This window comes from Aeromonas dhakensis, assembly GCF_002285935.1.
Lineage (GTDB): Bacteria > Pseudomonadota > Gammaproteobacteria > Enterobacterales > Aeromonadaceae > Aeromonas > Aeromonas dhakensis.
The window spans coordinates 266,906-284,454 of sequence record NZ_CP023141.1 but is presented as its reverse complement, the minus strand read 5'-3'; the positions used below and the strand labels follow the sequence as shown (position 1 = coordinate 284,454).

Genomic DNA, 17,549 nt, shown 5'->3' with positions numbered 1-17,549 from the left:
TGACCCAGCCTAACACACAATTTTCCACTGATTCAGCGGCTTGGTGACAAGATGCCGGCCCGGATCGCGCTTTTCCCCTCAACTCGTATCGAGTAGCCGATGACCCATCCTGACCCCATGTTTTCCATCGACGCCGCCGGCTGGTGCCGGGAGGCTCGCCGGGTGCCCTCTCCCCACCACAACGAGCGGGCCAGCCCGAGCGACATCTCTCTGCTGGTGGTGCATGGCATCAGCCTGCCGCCAGGAGAGTTCGGCGGCCCCTTCATCGACGATCTCTTTATGGGCAGGTTGGATCCCGCGGCGCACCCCTACTTTGTCGACATTCATCAACTGCGGGTCTCGGCGCACTGTCTGATCCGGCGCGATGGTGAACTGGTGCAGTATGTGCCGTTTGGTGCCAGAGCCTGGCATGCCGGGGTCTCGAGCTGGCAGGGGAGGGAGGCGTGCAACGACTTCTCCATCGGCATCGAGCTGGAAGGGACCGACGAACTGCCCTACACGGACGCACAGTATGAGGTATTGGTTGGGCTCAGCCGAACCTTGTCGAGTCATTATCCCGCCATCACGGCGGATCGTATCGTCGGCCATTGCGACATAGCGCCGGGGCGCAAGACGGATCCGGGTGAGAGTTTCGAATGGCAGCGATATCGCCAGGCACTCAACTTTAAGTAAATATTCTAAAAATAAGTTTGTGTTTTTAAAACAATGGCTTGCCTCTATGGCAGGCCATTTTTATTCGCTGTTGATCAAATGTTGCCTGTGAGCCATGTCAAAAATATTGGTCTGACCAATTTCTATGAGCCAAATCATAAATCCCTCTATTTACCCCTTAAGTGGCAAGGTTGATTCTTGATTCAGATCATCTTTTGGGTGGACTTTTCCCATGCCCTCTGCTAATTTTCGCCCCATTCATGAAATTGGTAATACCAATTTAACAAAGCAGCCTCATGCCCTATCTCAAGATTACTCAACCCAAGTTGGCAGACGCCATTGTCGCCGAGCTGGAACAGATGATTCTGGAAGGCAGTTTGCAGCCGGGCCAGAAGTTGCCGCCCGAGCGGGAACTGGCCATCCAGTTTCAGGTTTCGCGCCCTTCGCTGCGCGAAGCCATCCAGCGTCTCGAGGCAAGAGGACTCTTGTATCGTCGTCAGGGCGGCGGCACTTACGTACAGAATGCCTTGAGCAAAGGGATCGCCGATCCCCTGTTCGAGCTGCTCAGCACCCACCCGGAAGCCCAGTACGACCTGCTGGAGTTTCGCCATGCGCTGGAAGGCATCTGTGCCTACTATGCTGCATTGCGGGGAACGGAAGCCGATTTCGAGCGGATCCGTCAGGTGCAGTCCGCCATCGAGGAGGCTGGCCAGCAAGGCTCGCTGGTAGCCGAATCTGCTGCCGTCACCCAGTTCTATCTGGCGGTGGCCGAAGCGTCCCACAACGTGGTGCTGCTGCATCTGCTGCGGGCCATGGGCCCCATGCTTGAGCAGAACATTTTACGCAATAACGAAATTCTGAATCGCCGTCCGGGAGTGGTCGCCAAGATCCGTCGCCATCGCGCGCATCTGATCGAGGCTATCCTGTCGGGGGCTCCGGAGCGGGCCAGGGCAGCTTGTCATGAGCACCTGGCCTTTATCGAGGACACCTTGTTGGATATGCAGAGGGAAGACAGCCGGATCCAGCGATCCATGCGTCGGATCCGTCAGCAGGAAAACTAATCCCACAAGGCTTTATTGTCGAATGCTTGCGCCCTTCGCCGTGCAATGCCGTGCAATCACAACATAATAGGAACCAGCCATGTCTGATATCCTGAAGAACGATGTGGACCCGATAGAAACGCTGGAGTGGCTTGCCTCTCTGGAATCCCTGCTGCGTGAAGAGGGTCCGCAACGCGCTCAGTTCATCCTTGAACAGTTGGCCGAGAAAGCCCGCGCAAGCGGTGTGGACGTGGCTGCCAAGGCAAATCGCGACTACATCAACACCATCCCGTCCAGCGACGAGCCGGCTTACCCGGGCGACCTGGAGATGGAGCGTCGCATTCGCGCCATCATCCGCTGGAACGCCATGATGATCGTGCTGCGCGCCTCCAAGAAAGACCTGGACCTGGGCGGTCACATGTCTTCCTTCGCCTCTTCCGCGACCATCTACGAAGTCTGCTACAACCACTTCTTCCGTGCCCGCAACGAGAAGGACGGTGGCGACCTGGTTTACTTCCAGGGTCACATCTCCCCGGGCATCTACGCCCGTGCATTTGCCGAAGGTCGTCTGACCGAAGAGCAGCTGGACAACTTCCGTCAGGAAGTGGATGGCAAGGGTATCCCTTCCTACCCGCACCCGAAACTGATGCCGGACTTCTGGCAGTTCCCGACCGTCTCCATGGGTCTGGGCCCCATCGCCGCCATCTATCAGGCCCGCTTCCTGAAGTACCTGACCGACCGTGGCATCAAGGATTGCTCCGAGCAGACCGTTTACGCCTTCCTGGGTGACGGCGAGATGGACGAGCCGGAAGCCAAGGGCGCCCTGACCGTTGCCGTGCGTGAAAAGCTCGACAACCTGGTGTTCGTGGTCAACTGCAACCTGCAGCGTCTGGATGGCCCGGTTGTCGGCAACGGCAAGGTCATCAACGAGCTGGAAGGCCTGTTCGCTGGCGCCGGCTGGGACGTCACCAAGGTTATCTGGGGTCGCAAGTGGGATGAGCTGCTGAAGAAAGACACTTCCGGAAAGCTGATCCAGCTGATGAACGAGACCGTGGATGGTGACTACCAGACCATGAAGTCCCGCGATGGCGGCTACGTGCGCGAGCACTTCTTCAACCGTTACCCGGAAACCGCCGCGCTGGTCAAAGACATGACTGACGAGGAGATCTTCGCCCTGAACCGCGGTGGTCACGATCCTCGCAAACTGTTTGCCGCTTTCTCCAAAGCCGCACAGACCAAGGGCAAGCCGACCGTGATCCTGGCCAAGACCATCAAGGGCTATGGCATGGGCGAAGCGGCCGAAGGCAAGAATATCGCTCACCAGGTCAAGAAGATGGATCTGGGCTCAGTGCGTCACCTGCGCGATCGTTTCAACCTGCCGGTCACCGACGAGCAGCTGGAAAACCTGCCGTACCTGAAGATCGAAGAGGGTACCGAAGAGCACAAGTACCTGCACGCCCGTCGTGCCGCGCTGAAGGGTTATGTACCGACCCGTCTGCGCGAGAGCACCACCAAGCTGGAAATTCCGGCACTGGATGCCTTTGGTCCGCTGCTGGGTGAACAGGCGCGTGAAATCTCCACCACCATGGCGTTCGTGCGCTCCCTGAACGTGATGCTGAAAGACAAGTCCATCGGCAAGCGCATCGTGCCGATCCTGGCTGACGAAGCCCGTACCTTCGGTATGGAAGGCCTGTTCCGCCAGATCGGTATCTACAGCCCGCACGGTCAGCAGTACACCCCGCAAGACCGCGACATCGTCTCCTACTACAAGGAAGACAAGCAGGGTCAGGTTCTGCAAGACGGTATCAACGAGCTGGGTGCCATGTCCTCCTGGCTGGCTGCTGCGACCTCTTACAGCACCAACGATTGCCCGATGATCCCGTTCTACATCTACTACTCCATGTTCGGCTTCCAGCGGATCGGCGACATGGCGTGGGCAGCCGGTGACCAGCAAGCCCGTGGCTTCCTGCTGGGTGCGACCTCCGGTCGTACTACCCTGAACGGCGAAGGTCTGCAGCACGAAGATGGTCACAGCCACATCCTGGCCAACACCATCCCGAACTGCGTCTCCTACGACCCGTCCTACGCCTACGAAGTGGCGGTGATCGTACAGGACGGTCTGCGCCGTATGTACGGTGAGAACCCGGAGAACGTGTTCTACTACATCACCACTCTGAACGAGAACTACGCCATGCCGGCCATGCCGGAAGGCGCCGAGGAAGGCATCCGCAAGGGTATCTACAAGCTGGAAACCGTGGCAGGCACCAAGGCCAAGGTACAGCTGCTGGGTTGTGGCTCCATCCTGGGTCACGTGCGCACCGCCGCGCAGATCCTGGCCAGCGAATACGGCATCGGTTCCGACGTGTTCAGCGTCACCTCCTTCAACGAGCTGGCTCGTGACGGTCAGGACGCGGATCGCTGGAACATGCTGCACCCGACTGCCGAGGCTCGTGTTCCCTACATCGCTCAGGTACTGGGCAGCGAAGCCACCATCGCCGCGACCGACTACATGAAGTCCTTCGCCGATCAGGTGCGTGCCTTCGTGCCGACCGAAAACTACCGCGTGCTGGGTACCGACGGTTACGGCCGTTCCGACAGCCGTGCCAACCTGCGTCGTCACTTCGAAGTGAACGAGTTCTACGTAGTGGTTGCTGCCCTGACCGAACTGGCCAAGCGCGGCGAGGTAGACAAGCAGGTTGTGGCCGAGGCCATCGCCAAGTACGGCATCGATGCCGACAAGGTCAACCCGCTGTACGCGTAAGAGGATCAAGTGTCGTGCCGGGACTCGCTGCCCGGCACGACCTTGCAAAGGTTAACGCGAGAGACGCGTGACAGCAGTCGGTCACGCGGATGCACGCAAGAGGATAAAGCACAATGTCCAAACAGATTATGGTGCCGGATATCGGCGCCGATGAAGTTGAAGTCACCGAGATCATGGTGGCCGTGGGTGACAAGGTCGAACTCGATCAGTCCATCATCGCGGTAGAAGGCGACAAGGCCTCCATGGAAGTCCCGGCCCCGTCCGCCGGTATCGTCAAAGAGATCCTGATCAAGGTGGGCGACAAGGTTGCCACCGGTTCCCAGATCATGATCTTCGAAGCCGAGGGTGCTGCCGCACCGGCGCCGGCCCAGGCCGCTGCACCGGTTGCAGCCGCACCGGCCGCCGCTCCTGCTGCTGCCGCTCGCAAAGACGTGCACGTGCCGGACATCGGTGACGACGAAGTGGACGTGACCGAGATCATGGTTGCCGTGGGCGACATGGTTGAAGCCGACCAGTCCATCATCGCCGTGGAAGGTGACAAGGCCTCCATGGAAGTGCCGGCACCGTTCGCGGGCCGCGTGGTCGAGATCAAGGTTGCCGCTGGCGCCAAGGTCTCTACCGGTTCTCTGGTGATGGTGTTCGAAGTGGCTGGCGCCGCTCCTGCCGTTGCTGCTGCACCGGCCCAGGCTGCCGCTCCCGTGGCTGCTGCCCCGGTTGCCGCTGCTGCCAAAGAGGTCAATGTACCAGATATCGGTGGCGACGAAGTCGAAGTCACCGAGATCATGGTCGCCGTGGGTGACAAGGTTGAAGCCGACCAGTCCCTGATCGCCGTGGAAGGTGACAAGGCCTCCATGGAAGTGCCTGCGCCGTTCGCCGGTGTGGTCAAGGAGATCAAGGTGAAGGCGGGTGACAAGGTCTCCACCGGTTCCCTGATCATGGTATTCGAAGTGGCTGGTGCCGCTCCGGCTGCCGTGGCGGCTCCGGCTCCTGCCGCTGCACCTGTTGCTGCCGCTGCTCCTGCTCCGGTTGCCCAGGCTGCTGCCGCCTCCGACTTCGTTGCCAACGATGCCTACGTACACGCCTCTCCGGCGGTACGCCGTCTGGCTCGCGAGTTTGGTGTCAACCTGGCCAAGGTGAAAGCCTCCGGTCGCAAGGGTCGCATCGTCAAAGAAGACGTGCAGGCCTACGTGAAGGATGCGGTCAAGCGCGCCGAGTCCGCTCCGGCTGCAGGTCAAGGCACTGGTAACGGCAACGGCATGAGTGTGCTGGCGTGGCCGAAGGTCGATTTCAGCAAGTTCGGTGATGTGGAAGAGGTCGATCTGACCCGCATCCAGAAGATCTCCGGTCCGAACCTGCACCGCAACTGGGTCATGATCCCCCATGTCACCCAGTTCGACGAAGCCGATACCACCGAGCTGGAAGCGTTCCGCAAAGAGCAGAACGCGATGCTCGAGAAGCAGAAGGCAGACGTGAAGATCACCCCGCTGGTGTTCATCCTGAAAGCCGCCGCCAAGGCGCTGGAAGCCCATCCGCGCTTCTGCAGCTCCCTGTCCGAAGATGGCAGCAAGCTGATCATGAAGAAGTACATCCACATCGGTGTGGCGGTGGATACCCCCAACGGTCTGGTTGTGCCCGTGGTGCGCGACGTCAACAAGAAGGGCATCATGGAGCTGTCTCGCGATCTGGCCGAGATCTCCAAGAAGGCCCGTGCCGGCAAGCTGACCGCTGCCGACATGCAGGGCGGTTGCTTCACCATCTCCAGCCTGGGTGGCATCGGTGGTACCAGCTTTACCCCGATCGTCAACGCACCGGAAGTGGCCATCTTGGGCGTCTCCAAGTCCGAGATGAAGCCGAAGTGGAACGGCAAAGAGTTCGCGCCACGCCTGATGCTGCCGCTGGCCCTGAGCTACGACCACCGCGTCATCGATGGTGCCGATGGAGCCCGCTTCATCACCACCATGAACGGCGTGCTGTCCGACATCCGTCGACTGGTCCTGTAAGTGAGAGGGCGGGCCCAGAGCCTGCCCTTTTTACTTCTCATTTCGTTAACAGGATTGTAAACTTGCCCCGTTTTTTTCACGGCTGCAGCCGCCTTGTCCTGGCTTAAGACTGCGCTGTCCGGGGATATAAGAACGACAAAGAGGTCATGATGAGTAAAGAAATCAAAACCCAGGTCGTAGTACTGGGTGCTGGCCCTGCCGGTTATTCCGCTGCTTTCCGTGCGGCTGACTTGGGTCTGGATACCATTATCGTCGAGCGTTACTCCACCCTGGGGGGCGTCTGCCTGAACGTGGGCTGCATCCCGTCCAAGGCGCTGCTGCACGTCGCCAAAGTCATTGAAGAAGCCAAGGCGCTGGCCGAGCACGGCATCGTCTTCGGTGCCCCGCAGACCGACATCGACAAGGTGCGTCTGTGGAAAGAGAAAGTCATCAACCAGCTGACCGGCGGTCTGGCCGGCATGGCCAAGATGCGTAAAGTCCAGGTTGTGAACGGCTTCGGCAAGTTCACCGGCCCGAACACCCTGGAAGTGGAAGGCGCCGACGGCAAGACCACCGTCACCTTCGACAACGCCATCATCGCCGCCGGTTCCCGTCCGGTTAAGCTGCCGTTCATCCCCCATGACGACCCCCGTGTATGGGACTCTACCGATGCTCTGGAACTGACTACCGTTCCGGGCAAGCTGCTGGTCATCGGTGGCGGCATCATCGGTCTGGAGATGGGTACCGTGTACTCCTCCCTGGGCTCCGAGATCGACGTGGTGGAATTCGCCGACCAGCTGGTACCGGCTGCCGACAAAGACATCGTCAAGATCTACACCAAGCGCGTCGCCAAGAAATTCAACATCATGCTGGAGACCAAGGTCACCGCAGTTGAAGCCCGTGAAGACGGCCTGTACGTCTCCTACGAAGGCAAGCACGCCCCGGCCGAGCCGGTTCGTTACGACAACGTGCTGGTTGCCGTAGGTCGTGTGCCGAACGGCAAGATGCTGGATGCCGAGAAGGCCGGCGTTGCCGTGACCGAGCGCGGTTTCATCGAGGTGGACAAGCAGCTGCGTACCAACGTGGCGCACATCCACGCCATCGGCGACATCGTCGGTCAGCCGATGCTGGCTCACAAGGGTGTACACGAAGGCCACGTGGCGGCCGAAGTCATCGCCGGCAAGAAGCACTACTTCGACCCGAAAGTGATCCCGTCTATCGCCTACACCGAGCCGGAGATGGCCTGGGTGGGTCTGACCGAGAAGGAAGCCAAGCAACAGGGCCTGAACTTCGAAGTCGCCACCTTCCCGTGGGCTGCTTCCGGTCGCGCCATCGCGTCCGACTGCTCCGACGGCATGACCAAGCTGATCTTCGACAAGGAGAGCGGCCGCGTCATCGGTGGTGCCATCGTGGGTACCAACGGTGGTGAACTGCTGGGTGAAATCGGTCTGGCCATCGAGATGGGTGCCGACGCCGAAGACATCGCGCTGACCATCCACGCTCACCCGACTCTGCACGAGTCCGTGGGTTTGGCTGCCGAAGTGTTCGAAGGCTCCATCACCGACCTGCCGAACGCCAAGGCCAAGAAGAAGAAGTAATTCTCTTCCCGCCTCATGAAAAAGCCGCTCAATCGAGCGGCTTTTTGTTTTTCAGCGGCAGGAGGCAGGTTGTCAGCAGCGCCCCTTCTTCGCCTGGCCGGGCGGGCAGAAGGTGCCGTAGCCCCCCCGATCCCCGTCGCTGACCCGGATCCGGGTATCGTCCACGCTCACGTCGGCACCGTGCACCCGTACCGGTCCGCTGCTACAGGCGCTGAGCAGCCCCCCCAGCACTATCATCACTACCAGCTTGCCCATAACTCCTCCTCTCATTTTCCTGATTATGGGGCATTTTCAGAAGCCGGTGGAGGCGGCGCAAAAGCGCCTGCGTCACGGCTTGCCGTGGTGGCGACAGAGGGCGCCGCAGCACCCTCTGTCGGGTGATGAAGTGAGCGCCAAAAGTTACAGACGGAAGTTGCCGACCAGCTTGTCCAGCTCGCCGGAGAGGTGCTGCAGGCTGCGGCTCGACTCGGTGAGCTGGTGGGCGATGTCGGCGGTCTCCATGGTGAGCTGGTTGATGTCTTCCACGTTGCGGTTGATCTCGCCCACCACGCTGGACTGCTCCTCGGTGGCGGTGGCGACCTGGATGTTCATGTCGCTGATCTGGGTGATGTGGGCGGTGATCTGGCCGAGGGCGCCGTTGGCGGCATCGGCCTGGGTGACCACTTCCAGGCTCTGGTTGCGGCCCTGGGTCATGGCGTTGACCGCGCGGGCGCTCTGCTCCTGCAGCCGGTTGATCATGCCCTGGATCTCGGCGGTGGAGGCGGCGGAGCGGCTGGCGAGGTTGCGCACCTCGTCGGCCACCACCGCGAAGCCGCGGCCCTGCTCGCCGGCGCGGGCGGCCTCGATGGCGGCGTTGAGCGCCAGCAGGTTGGTCTGCTCCGAGATGCTGCGGATGGTGTCGAGGATGCTGCCGATGGAGTCGGTCTGGCTGGCCAGCGACTCGATGACCCCGGCCACCCCTTCAATCTCGCCGGAGAGGCCGACGATGCCGTGGCGGGCCTGAGCAACCACGCCGGCCCCCGCATCCGCCTGCTCATTGGCCTGTCTCGCCACCTCTGCGGCGAGGGAGGCATTGCCGGCGATTTCGCTTACAGTGGCCCCCATCTCATGGATGGCGGTGGCCACCTGCACGGTGCGATCCCGCTGGGCGGTGCAGTTGTGCTGGGTGAGCTGGGCCTTGGCGGCCACCTCGTCGGCGGTGGCGGCCAGTTGATGGGAGTTGCGGGCTACCTGCTCGATGGCGCTGTGGATCTTGCTGACGAAGTGATTGAAGCTCACCGTGATCTCCGCCAGCTCGTCATTGCCCTTCAGCTGGGCACGGGAATCCAGCGCCAGGTGTTCGGCGGCATAGCCAATGTACTGCTGCAGGAAGCTGACGCGATTGCGCAGGCCACGCAGTACCAGAAAGGAGACCAGCAGGCAGATGACGAGTGCGCCTCCTATGATGGCGAGCATCTGGCTTTCGCCCCGTGCGAAGCTCTGCTGACTGATGGCGTGACGCTGCTGGGCCAGCTTCATCAGTTCGTCGAGCTGGGTATTGGCACTCTTGCGCATGGTGCCGTAGGTCACCGCGTAGCGCTCCTTGTAGATGCGCCGTGCACTCTCCATGTCACCCTGCTCCATGGCGGCCAGCATGGGCTGCAACTCACTCTTTTCCATCGCCTCGAATTGTTCGAACAGCTGCTGGGCATTTTGCCGCGCGGCAGGATCGACCTGGGCGTTGACCGCTAGCTGCATGGCCTGGCGCATCTCGGGGATGTCCTCTTCCCGTGTCTCCTTGACCCGGGTCAACACCCCTTTTTCATCCTTGAGCGAGGTTTCTTGCAGCAGCATCATGTCGAGCCCCACCCGCATGCGGGGGATGCGCGACACTACCTCTGCCATGGCCCGCATCGGGGTGGCGGTGTTCTCGTAGAGCTCGGTGGCCTGTCGTTCGATAGCGCCCATGCTGCGAAGGCTGGCGGCGCCCACCAGCAGCAGCGCCAGACAGGGCACGGCGACAGCCAGTATCAACTGGCTCTTGATTGTCAGTTTACCCTCTAGCATGGGCTCTCCTCGCTGATCATGACGATGTGAATTATCACAGTATAAATCGACGGATCTGGCGCCAACTTGAGCCTTTGTTAACAAACGGCCAACAAAAAGGGGCGCCATGCGCCCCTTGTGATGTCAAAAGCCTCAAAGTCGGAAGTTGCCGACCAGCTTGTCCAGCTCGCCGGAGAGGTGCTGCAGGCTGCGGCTCGACTCGGTCAGCTGGTGGGCGATGTCGGCGGTCTCCATGGTGAGCTGGTTGATGTCCTCTACGTTGCGATTGATCTCGCCCACCACGCTGGACTGCTCCTCGGTGGCGGTGGCGACCTGGATGTTCATGTCGCTGATCTGGGTGATGTGGGCGGTGATCTGGCCGAGGGCGCCGTTGGCGGCATCGGCCTGGGTGACCACTTCCAGGCTCTGGTTGCGGCCCTGGGCCATGGCGCTGACGGCACGGGCGCTCTGCTCCTGCAGCCGGTTGATCATGCCCTGGATCTCGGCGGTGGAGGCGGCGGAGCGGCTGGCGAGGTTGCGCACCTCGTCGGCCACCACCGCGAAGCCGCGGCCCTGCTCGCCGGCACGGGCCGCCTCGATGGCGGCGTTGAGCGCCAGCAGGTTGGTCTGCTCCGAGATGCTGCGGATGGTGTCGAGGATGCTGCCGATGGAGTCGGTCTGGCTGGCCAGCGACTCGATGACCCCGGCCACCCCTTCAATCTCGCCGGAGAGGCCGACGATGCCGTGACGGGCCTGGGCTACCACCACGGCGCCGGCATCGGCCTGCTCGTTGGCCTGCTTGGCCACGTCAGCCGCCAGCGAGGCATTGCCGGCGATTTCACTCACGGTGGCCCCCATCTCGTGGATGGCGGTGGCCACCTGCACGGTGCGATCCCGCTGGGCGGTGCAGTTGTGCTGGGTGAGCTGGGCCTTGGCGGCCACCTCGTTGGCGGTGACGGCGAGCTGGCGGGAGTTGTCGGCCACCTGCTCGATGGAGCCGTGGATCTTGGCGACGAAGTTGTTGAAACCGGTAGCCACCTGGGCCAGTTCATCCCGCCCTTCCACCTTGAGGCGCTGGGTCAGGTCGCCGTCGCCGCTGCCGAGTTCGCGGAACAGGCGGGCCAGCTGGTTGAGCGGGCGGCTCACCGAGCCGGCCAGCAGCATGCCGAGCAGGCCCATGCCGGCGGCGATGGCCAGGCTCACCAGCAGGATGTGCAGGCGGGCGCGGTCCAGTTCGGCATAGATCTCCGCTTCCGGTACCTGGGCCACCAGGTACCAGTCGAGCAGGGGGATGTAGCTGCTGGCCAGCACCACCGGCTGACCATCCACCTCGGCGTGGGTGGCGGCAAAGGGTTGCTTGGCCAGCAGGTTGCCGCTGCCGCTTGCCAGCTGGGTCAGGCTGTCCCGGTCGATGCGGCTGGCGTCGGGGTGCAGCTTCACCTTGCCGCTGCCATCGGTCATGAAGACGAAGCCGCTGTCACCGATGCGGAAGTTGGCGAGCATGCTGACCATGCTGTCGAGGGACTTGGCGAGACCGGCGAGGCCGCGGCCATTGAGTTGCTGGAAGTTGACGAACAGCTTAACCTCGCCGTTGCTCTCACGAAAGATGCTGAGCATCAGGTCTTGCTGGCTCTTGGTGTAGCCGTAGAACCAGGCGTCCTGCTCCGGGGTGAGGTTGCGCAGGAAGCCATCCTGGTTGTAGTAGGCGGCGCTCTGGCGATCGGCGAAGGAGGCGGTGACCAGACCATACTGGCTCGTCATATCCTTGAGCTGGTTGATGAGGATGGACTCCTGCTCCTTGGGCATGCCGCGCTCGACCCAGTCCAGCACGAAGCGATCGTTGGCCAGCTGTCTGGCGGCGCCGGCGACCGAGGTGAGATCCTTCTCGATCTCCTTGCCGATGCGCTGGGTCAGGTTGGGCAGCTCCTGCTCGAACATGCGGGTTTCGATCAGTTGCTGGGCCGAACGCTGGCTGAAGTAGCCTACCAGCAGGCAGGAGAGCACCACGGCGAGGGTGACCGTGGCCAGGATTTTCTGTTTGAGTGTCAGGCTTGCAAGCATAAGAGTGACTCGGATGGATGAACGCGGGATTGAGCACATATTAGCGGCAGCCCGGTGCCACCCTTGATAGGCCGGCCCACTTTATTGATGGATTACGTTTGCGCTCACATCGCCACCAGACCGGGCCGTACCCGCTTGCGTCGGAATGCGCGTCGATAACCCGTGCCAACTGTTGCGGTTCGCTTTACGCACCTTATAGTAGGCTTCACTGCCTAACTGGCTCGCCCTGGATTCAATGGAAAATCATATGCGCATCTTTCGTCGAGGATGGAACCCCCTGTTCCTGATGTTGCTGGCCTGTCTGCCGCTGATGGCGGCGGCCCAGTCCGAGCGGCCCAAAATTGCCCTGGTACTCAGCGGCGGCGGCGCCAAGGGGTCGGCCCACATCGGCATCCTCAAGGTGCTGGAAGAGAAGCGCATCCCGGTCGACATCATAGTGGGCACCAGCATGGGCTCCTACGTGGCGGGCATGTACGCCATGGGGCTGAGCGCCGAAGAGGTGGAGCGCACCACCCTGGCCATCGACTGGAACAAGGGCTATCAGGACAAGGTAGGGCGCGACGAACTCTCCCTGCGCAAGAAGCAGCAGAGCGAGCAGTACCAGCTGCGCACCGACATCGGCATCAACGGCGACTCGGTCCAGTTCCCCGACGGCTTCTTCCAGGGCCAGTCCATGGCCAGCCTGCTGCGCCACGCCACCTCCAACCTGCCGGTACAGAAGAGCTTCAACGATCTGCCCATTCCCTACCGCGCCATGGCCACCGACATGGAGACGGTGACCCCCTTCGTGCTGGACCACGGCAGCCTGGCCAAGGCGATGCAGGCCTCCATGTCCATTCCCGGCGCCCTCAAGCCGGTGGAGTGGGAGGGGCACATCCTGGCCGATGGCGGCACCGTCAACAACATGCCGGTGGACGTGGCCAAGGCGATGGGGGCTGACGTGGTGATCGCGGTGGACATCAGCGCCAGGCTGCGTACCCGCGAGTCCCTGAAGTCGGGGCTCGCCATGATCGATCAGCTCACCACCTACATGACCCAGGTCGGCACCGAGAAACAGAAGGCGCTGATGGGGCCAGACGACATTCTGCTGACGCCCGAGTTCGGCAACATGGGCATCGCCGACTTCGCCCTGATGCCGGAGGGGATCAAGCTCGGGGAGGAGGTGGCCAACCGCGCCTCGGCCAGACTCGACAAGCTCTCCCTCTCGCCGGCCGCCTATGCCGCCTATCGCAACCAGAAGCTGAGCCGGCGTGCCGAGCGCAGCGGCCAGCCCGCCTACTACATCGACAAGGTGGAGATCATCAACAAGTCCCGTCTCTCCGACGAGACGGTGCGCGCCATGCTGAAGGTGCGTCCCGACAAGATCCAGACCAACGAGAGCCTAGAGGCGGGCATTCGCCGGCTCTATGCACTGGAGTCGTTCGATCGCATCACCTACGAGGTGGTGGAGCGGGGTGGCGAGAACGTGCTGGTGGTCGACGCCAGCGAGAAGAACTGGGGGCCGGGCTACCTCAACTTCCAGTTCGGCTTCTCCGATGATTTCGAGAGCAGCTCCAACTACAACGTGGGCATGTCCTACACCCTCACCAACGTCAACGACTGGGGGGGCGAGTGGCTGACCGAGGCATCGCTCGGTACCGCCAAGCACTTCAAGACCGACTTCTATACCCCGCTGGAGCCCTCCCAGACCTTCTTCGGCGAGGCGAGTCTGGCCTATGACAAGACCCAGCGCCGCATCTTCATGCCCGAGGAGACGCGGGCGGCCGATGGGGTGAGCTATGTCGATTCCGAATACAGCTTCACCAGCGTCGATCTGGCGGTGGGCTGGAATCGTCAGCCCTGGAGCCGTCTCTCGCTCGGGCTGGAGGGAAAAATGGGGGACATCGACATTCGCAACGTGGCGGATGCCAAGGTGGATGCCTCCTCCTGGGGCCCCTATGTCCGCTTCGAGCACGACACACTCGACAGCCGCTACTTCCCCTATCAGGGCGCCTACTGGGACATCAAGGGGGGTTACTCCGCCGTCCGGCTGGATGACAGCAGTGACATCAATGATCGCTACGAGGGGGTCAACTACCACCTGGCGATGATCAAGCCCTGGTCCTGGGACAGACACAGCCTCAACCTGCTGCTGGAAGGAGGGGGCTCCACCTCCCAGGAGGAGTACCCGCTGTTCGTGCAGGATCTTGGCGGACTGTTCCGCATGTCCGGCTTCCAGCGCTACCAGCTGAGCGGCCGCTACAGCCTGTTTGGCGGGCTGCGTTACATCTATCGGGTGGCTGACAACGACTTCGGCGCGCTGCGGGCCCCGCTCTATCTGGGGGGCTCCATCGAGCAGGGTGGGGTGTGGAACAGCGGCAGGGATATCAGCGTGGAGAGCTCCTTCACCGCCGGCTCCGTCTACGTCGGGGTGGAGAGCTTCCTCGGCCCCATCTTCCTCGGCTACGGCATGGCGGAGGGGGGCAACGACATGTTCTATCTGCAATTGGGCAGCACGTTCGAATAACGGGAAAATGATGCCTTTTTGTTAACTTATTTCTGGTGTGCCATTTATCCGCTTGTAAAACATCAGCAAGTTTAGATGGTTATGTTGTTTTGATGAATATCTGTACAGGCTTTGGATTTTAATTAGTCGTTAAAACTTATATAGTGGGGGGCACCCTACGGGTGTCCCGCAAGGACGATCGCCGCGAGCGTGGGCGAACCCCAAAAAAAGACCAAAGAGGAATTAGTCGTGCTTGAAACATACCGTAAACACGTCGCAGAACGTGCCGCCGAAGGCGTGGTTGCCAAACCTTTGGACGCAGAGCAGGTCGCCGCCCTGGTTGAACTGCTCAAGAACCCGCCCGCCGGTGAACAAGACTTTCTGAAAGAGCTGTTGTCCTCCCGTATTCCCCCAGGCGTTGATGAAGCGGCCTATGTCAAAGCCGGTTTCCTCACCGCCGTTGCCAAGGGCGAAGCCCACTCTCCCATCCTCACCGCTGCCGAAGCCGTCGAGCTGCTCGGTACCATGCAGGGTGGTTACAACATTCAGCCGCTGATCGACCTGCTGGACGACGCGACCCTGGCTCCTCTTGCCGCCAAGGGCCTCTGCCACACCCTGCTGATGTTCGACTCCTTCCACGACGTGGAAGAGAAGGCCAAGGCCGGCAATGCCCACGCCAAGCAGGTGATGCAATCCTGGGCCGACGCCGAGTGGTTCCTCTCCCGCCCCGAATTGGCCGAGAAGATCACCGTCACCGTGTTCAAGGTGACCGGCGAAACCAACACCGACGATCTGTCACCGGCGCCGGACGCATGGTCCCGCCCGGACATTCCGCTGCACGCGCTGGCCATGCTGAAGAACGCCCGTCCCGGCATCACCCCGGACAAGGATGGCGTCATCGGCCCCATCAAGACCATCGATGCCCTGAAAGAGAAAGGTTTCCCGCTGGCTTACGTGGGTGACGTGGTCGGTACCGGCTCTTCCCGTAAATCCGCCACCAACTCTGTGCTCTGGTTCATGGGCGACGACATTCCGTTCGTGCCGAACAAGCGCGCCGGCGGCGTTTGCCTGGGCGGCAAGATTGCCCCCATCTTCTTCAACACCATGGAAGATGCCGGCGCCCTGCCCATCGAAGTGGACGTCTCCAAGCTGGAAATGGGCGATGTGATCGACATCTACCCGTACCAGGGCAAGATCTGCAAGCACGGCACCGACCAGGTGCTGGCCCAGTTTGAACTGAAAACCGACGTGCTGATCGACGAAGTGCGCGCCGGTGGCCGGATTCCGCTGATCATCGGCCGTGGCCTGACCGACAAGGCCCGCGAGGCGCTGGGTCTGCCGTTTTCCACCGTGTTCCGTCGTCCGCAGCCTGTCGCCGACACCGGCAAGGGCTTCACCCTGGCCCAGAAGATGGTGGGCAAGGCGTGCGGCGTGAAGGGCATCCGTCCGGGCACCTACTGCGAACCCAAGATGACCACGGTCGGTTCCCAGGACACCACGGGCCCCATGACCCGCGACGAGCTCAAAGACCTGGCCTGCCTCGGCTTCTCCGCCGATCTGACCATGCAGTCCTTCTGCCACACCGCGGCTTATCCCAAGCCCATCGACGTGCAGACCCACCACACCCTGCCGGACTTCATCATGAACCGCGGCGGTGTCTCTCTGCGTCCGGGTGACGGCGTCATCCACTCCTGGCTGAACCGCATGCTGCTGCCGGATACCGTGGGTACCGGTGGTGACTCCCACACCCGTTTCCCCATCGGCATCTCCTTCCCGGCGGGCTCCGGTCTGGTGGCCTTCGCCGCCGCCACCGGCGTGATGCCGCTGGACATGCCGGAATCCGTGCTGGTGCGCTTCAAGGGCGAACTGCAGCCGGGCATCACCTTGCGTGACCTGGTCCATGCCATCCCCTACGCCGCCATCCAGAAAGGGCTGCTGACCGTCGAGAAAGCGGGCAAGAAGAACATCTTCTCCGGCCGCATCCTCGAGATCGAAGGTCTGCCGACCCTGAAGGTGGAGCAGGCGTTCGAGCTGGCGGACGCCAGCGCCGAGCGCTCCGCCGCCGGTTGCACCATCAAGCTGGATAAAGAGCCGATCATCGAGTATCTGAAGTCCAACATCGTAATGCTGAAGTGGATGCTCTCAGAAGGTTACGGCGACGTGCGCACCATCACCCGCCGCATCAAGGGGATGGAAGAGTGGCTGGCCAACCCGGTGCTGATGGAAGCGGACAAGGACGCCGAGTACGCCGAGATCATCGAGATCGATCTGGCCACCATCAAGGAGCCGATCCTGTGTGCGCCGAACGATCCGGACGATGCCCGCCTGCTGAGCAGCGTGGCCGGCGACCAGATCGACGAGGTGTTCATCGGTTCCTGCATGACCAACATCGGCCACTTCCGTGCCGCCGGCAAACTGCTCGAGAAGTACCAGGGCGAGCTGCCGACCCGCATGTGGATCGCCCCGCCCACCAAGATGGACAAGGATCAGCTGACCGAAGAGGGCTACTACGGCATCTTCGGCCGGGTCGGTGCCCGCATCGAGATCCCGGGCTGCTCCCTCTGCATGGGCAACCAGGCTCGGGTAGCGGAAGGAGCCTCCGTGGTTTCCACCTCCACCCGCAACTTCCCGAACCGTCTGGGCAAGGGTGCCAACGTCTATCTGGCTTCTGCCGAACTGGCTGCGGTTGCCGCCATCCTCGGCAAGATCCCGACCGTGGCCGAGTACCTGCAGTATGCCAAGTCGCTGGATGCCACTGCCGCCGACACCTATCGCTACCTCAACTTCAACGAGATCGCCTCCTACACCAAGAAGGCCGATGCGGTGATCCTGCAGCAAGCGGTATAAGGGCCGGCGCCATCATGGCGCAGACAGTCCAATAAAAAGCCCCGGCTCATGCCGGGGCTTTTGTTTGGCCGAGCGTCGCGTCAGCTTCTATCTCGCCTGCCA

The 17,549-nt window shown here is 61.7% G+C and carries 10 protein-coding genes; 7 read left to right on the top strand and 3 right to left on the bottom strand.

Features of this window, described 5'->3' with window-relative positions:
- The first annotated feature begins 99 nt into the window (after positions 1-99).
- From ampD to lpdA, 5 genes are all read left to right on the top strand, one after another.
- Positions 100-672, top strand: a complete 573-nt coding sequence (ampD, locus tag CK627_RS01560; RefSeq protein WP_095591544.1) for a 1,6-anhydro-N-acetylmuramyl-L-alanine amidase AmpD — start codon at positions 100-102, stop codon at positions 670-672.
- 275 nt (positions 673-947) lie between these two features.
- Positions 948-1,712, top strand: a complete 765-nt coding sequence (gene pdhR / locus CK627_RS01555; protein WP_005305630.1) for a pyruvate dehydrogenase complex transcriptional repressor PdhR — start codon at positions 948-950, stop codon at positions 1,710-1,712.
- A 79-nt stretch (positions 1,713-1,791) separates the two neighbouring features.
- On the top strand, positions 1,792-4,452 hold the full coding sequence (gene aceE / locus CK627_RS01550) for a pyruvate dehydrogenase (acetyl-transferring), homodimeric type (protein WP_010635965.1): 2,661 nt from the start codon (positions 1,792-1,794) through the stop codon (positions 4,450-4,452).
- 113 nt (positions 4,453-4,565) lie between these two features.
- Positions 4,566-6,452, top strand: a complete 1,887-nt coding sequence (aceF, locus tag CK627_RS01545) for a pyruvate dehydrogenase complex dihydrolipoyllysine-residue acetyltransferase (RefSeq protein ID WP_005305624.1) — start codon at positions 4,566-4,568, stop codon at positions 6,450-6,452.
- Between the two features lie 149 nt (positions 6,453-6,601).
- A complete protein-coding gene (gene lpdA / locus CK627_RS01540; RefSeq protein WP_005305622.1) occupies positions 6,602-8,029 on the top strand; it encodes a dihydrolipoyl dehydrogenase in 1,428 nt (475 codons plus the stop codon).
- A 72-nt stretch (positions 8,030-8,101) separates the two neighbouring features.
- On the opposite strand, the gene CK627_RS01535 is transcribed toward lpdA, so the two are convergent.
- From CK627_RS01535 to CK627_RS01525, 3 genes are all read right to left on the bottom strand, one after another.
- Positions 8,102-8,284, bottom strand: a complete 183-nt coding sequence (locus CK627_RS01535; protein WP_017779057.1) for a hypothetical protein — start codon at positions 8,282-8,284, stop codon at positions 8,102-8,104.
- Between the two features lie 144 nt (positions 8,285-8,428).
- The gene (locus CK627_RS01530; RefSeq protein ID WP_010635966.1) at positions 8,429-10,075 is read right to left on the bottom strand and encodes a methyl-accepting chemotaxis protein; all 1,647 of its coding nucleotides are present in this window, start codon (positions 10,073-10,075) and stop codon (positions 8,429-8,431) included.
- 132 nt (positions 10,076-10,207) lie between these two features.
- Entirely contained in the window at positions 10,208-12,115 is a 1,908-nt protein-coding gene (locus CK627_RS01525) for a methyl-accepting chemotaxis protein (RefSeq protein WP_167385238.1), read from the bottom strand.
- Between the two features lie 247 nt (positions 12,116-12,362).
- Here CK627_RS01525 and CK627_RS01520 point away from each other — a divergent pair, with 247 nt between their 5' ends.
- Together CK627_RS01520 and acnB are read left to right on the top strand one after the other, a co-directional pair.
- The gene (locus tag CK627_RS01520) at positions 12,363-14,621 is read left to right on the top strand and encodes a patatin-like phospholipase family protein (RefSeq protein WP_095591542.1); all 2,259 of its coding nucleotides are present in this window, start codon (positions 12,363-12,365) and stop codon (positions 14,619-14,621) included.
- 228 nt (positions 14,622-14,849) lie between these two features.
- Entirely contained in the window at positions 14,850-17,447 is a 2,598-nt protein-coding gene (gene acnB / locus CK627_RS01515; RefSeq protein ID WP_095591541.1) for a bifunctional aconitate hydratase 2/2-methylisocitrate dehydratase, read from the top strand.
- Positions 17,448-17,549: the final 102 nt, after the last annotated feature.

Excerpts from the sequence above, each read along its gene's own strand:
- ampD (WP_095591544.1), top strand. The coding sequence starts at position 100 with ATGACCCATCCTGACCCCATGTTTTCCATCGACGCCGCCGGCTGGTGC.
- pdhR (WP_005305630.1), top strand. The coding sequence starts at position 948 with ATGCCCTATCTCAAGATTACTCAACCCAAGTTGGCAGACGCCATTGTC.
- aceE (WP_010635965.1), top strand. The coding sequence starts at position 1,792 with ATGTCTGATATCCTGAAGAACGATGTGGACCCGATAGAAACGCTGGAG.
- aceF (WP_005305624.1), top strand. The coding sequence starts at position 4,566 with ATGTCCAAACAGATTATGGTGCCGGATATCGGCGCCGATGAAGTTGAA.
- lpdA (WP_005305622.1), top strand. The coding sequence starts at position 6,602 with ATGAGTAAAGAAATCAAAACCCAGGTCGTAGTACTGGGTGCTGGCCCT.
- CK627_RS01535 (WP_017779057.1), bottom strand. The coding sequence starts at position 8,284 with ATGGGCAAGCTGGTAGTGATGATAGTGCTGGGGGGGCTGCTCAGCGCC.
- CK627_RS01530 (WP_010635966.1), bottom strand. The coding sequence starts at position 10,075 with ATGCTAGAGGGTAAACTGACAATCAAGAGCCAGTTGATACTGGCTGTC.
- CK627_RS01525 (WP_167385238.1), bottom strand. The coding sequence starts at position 12,115 with ATGCTTGCAAGCCTGACACTCAAACAGAAAATCCTGGCCACGGTCACC.
- CK627_RS01520 (WP_095591542.1), top strand. The coding sequence starts at position 12,363 with ATGCGCATCTTTCGTCGAGGATGGAACCCCCTGTTCCTGATGTTGCTG.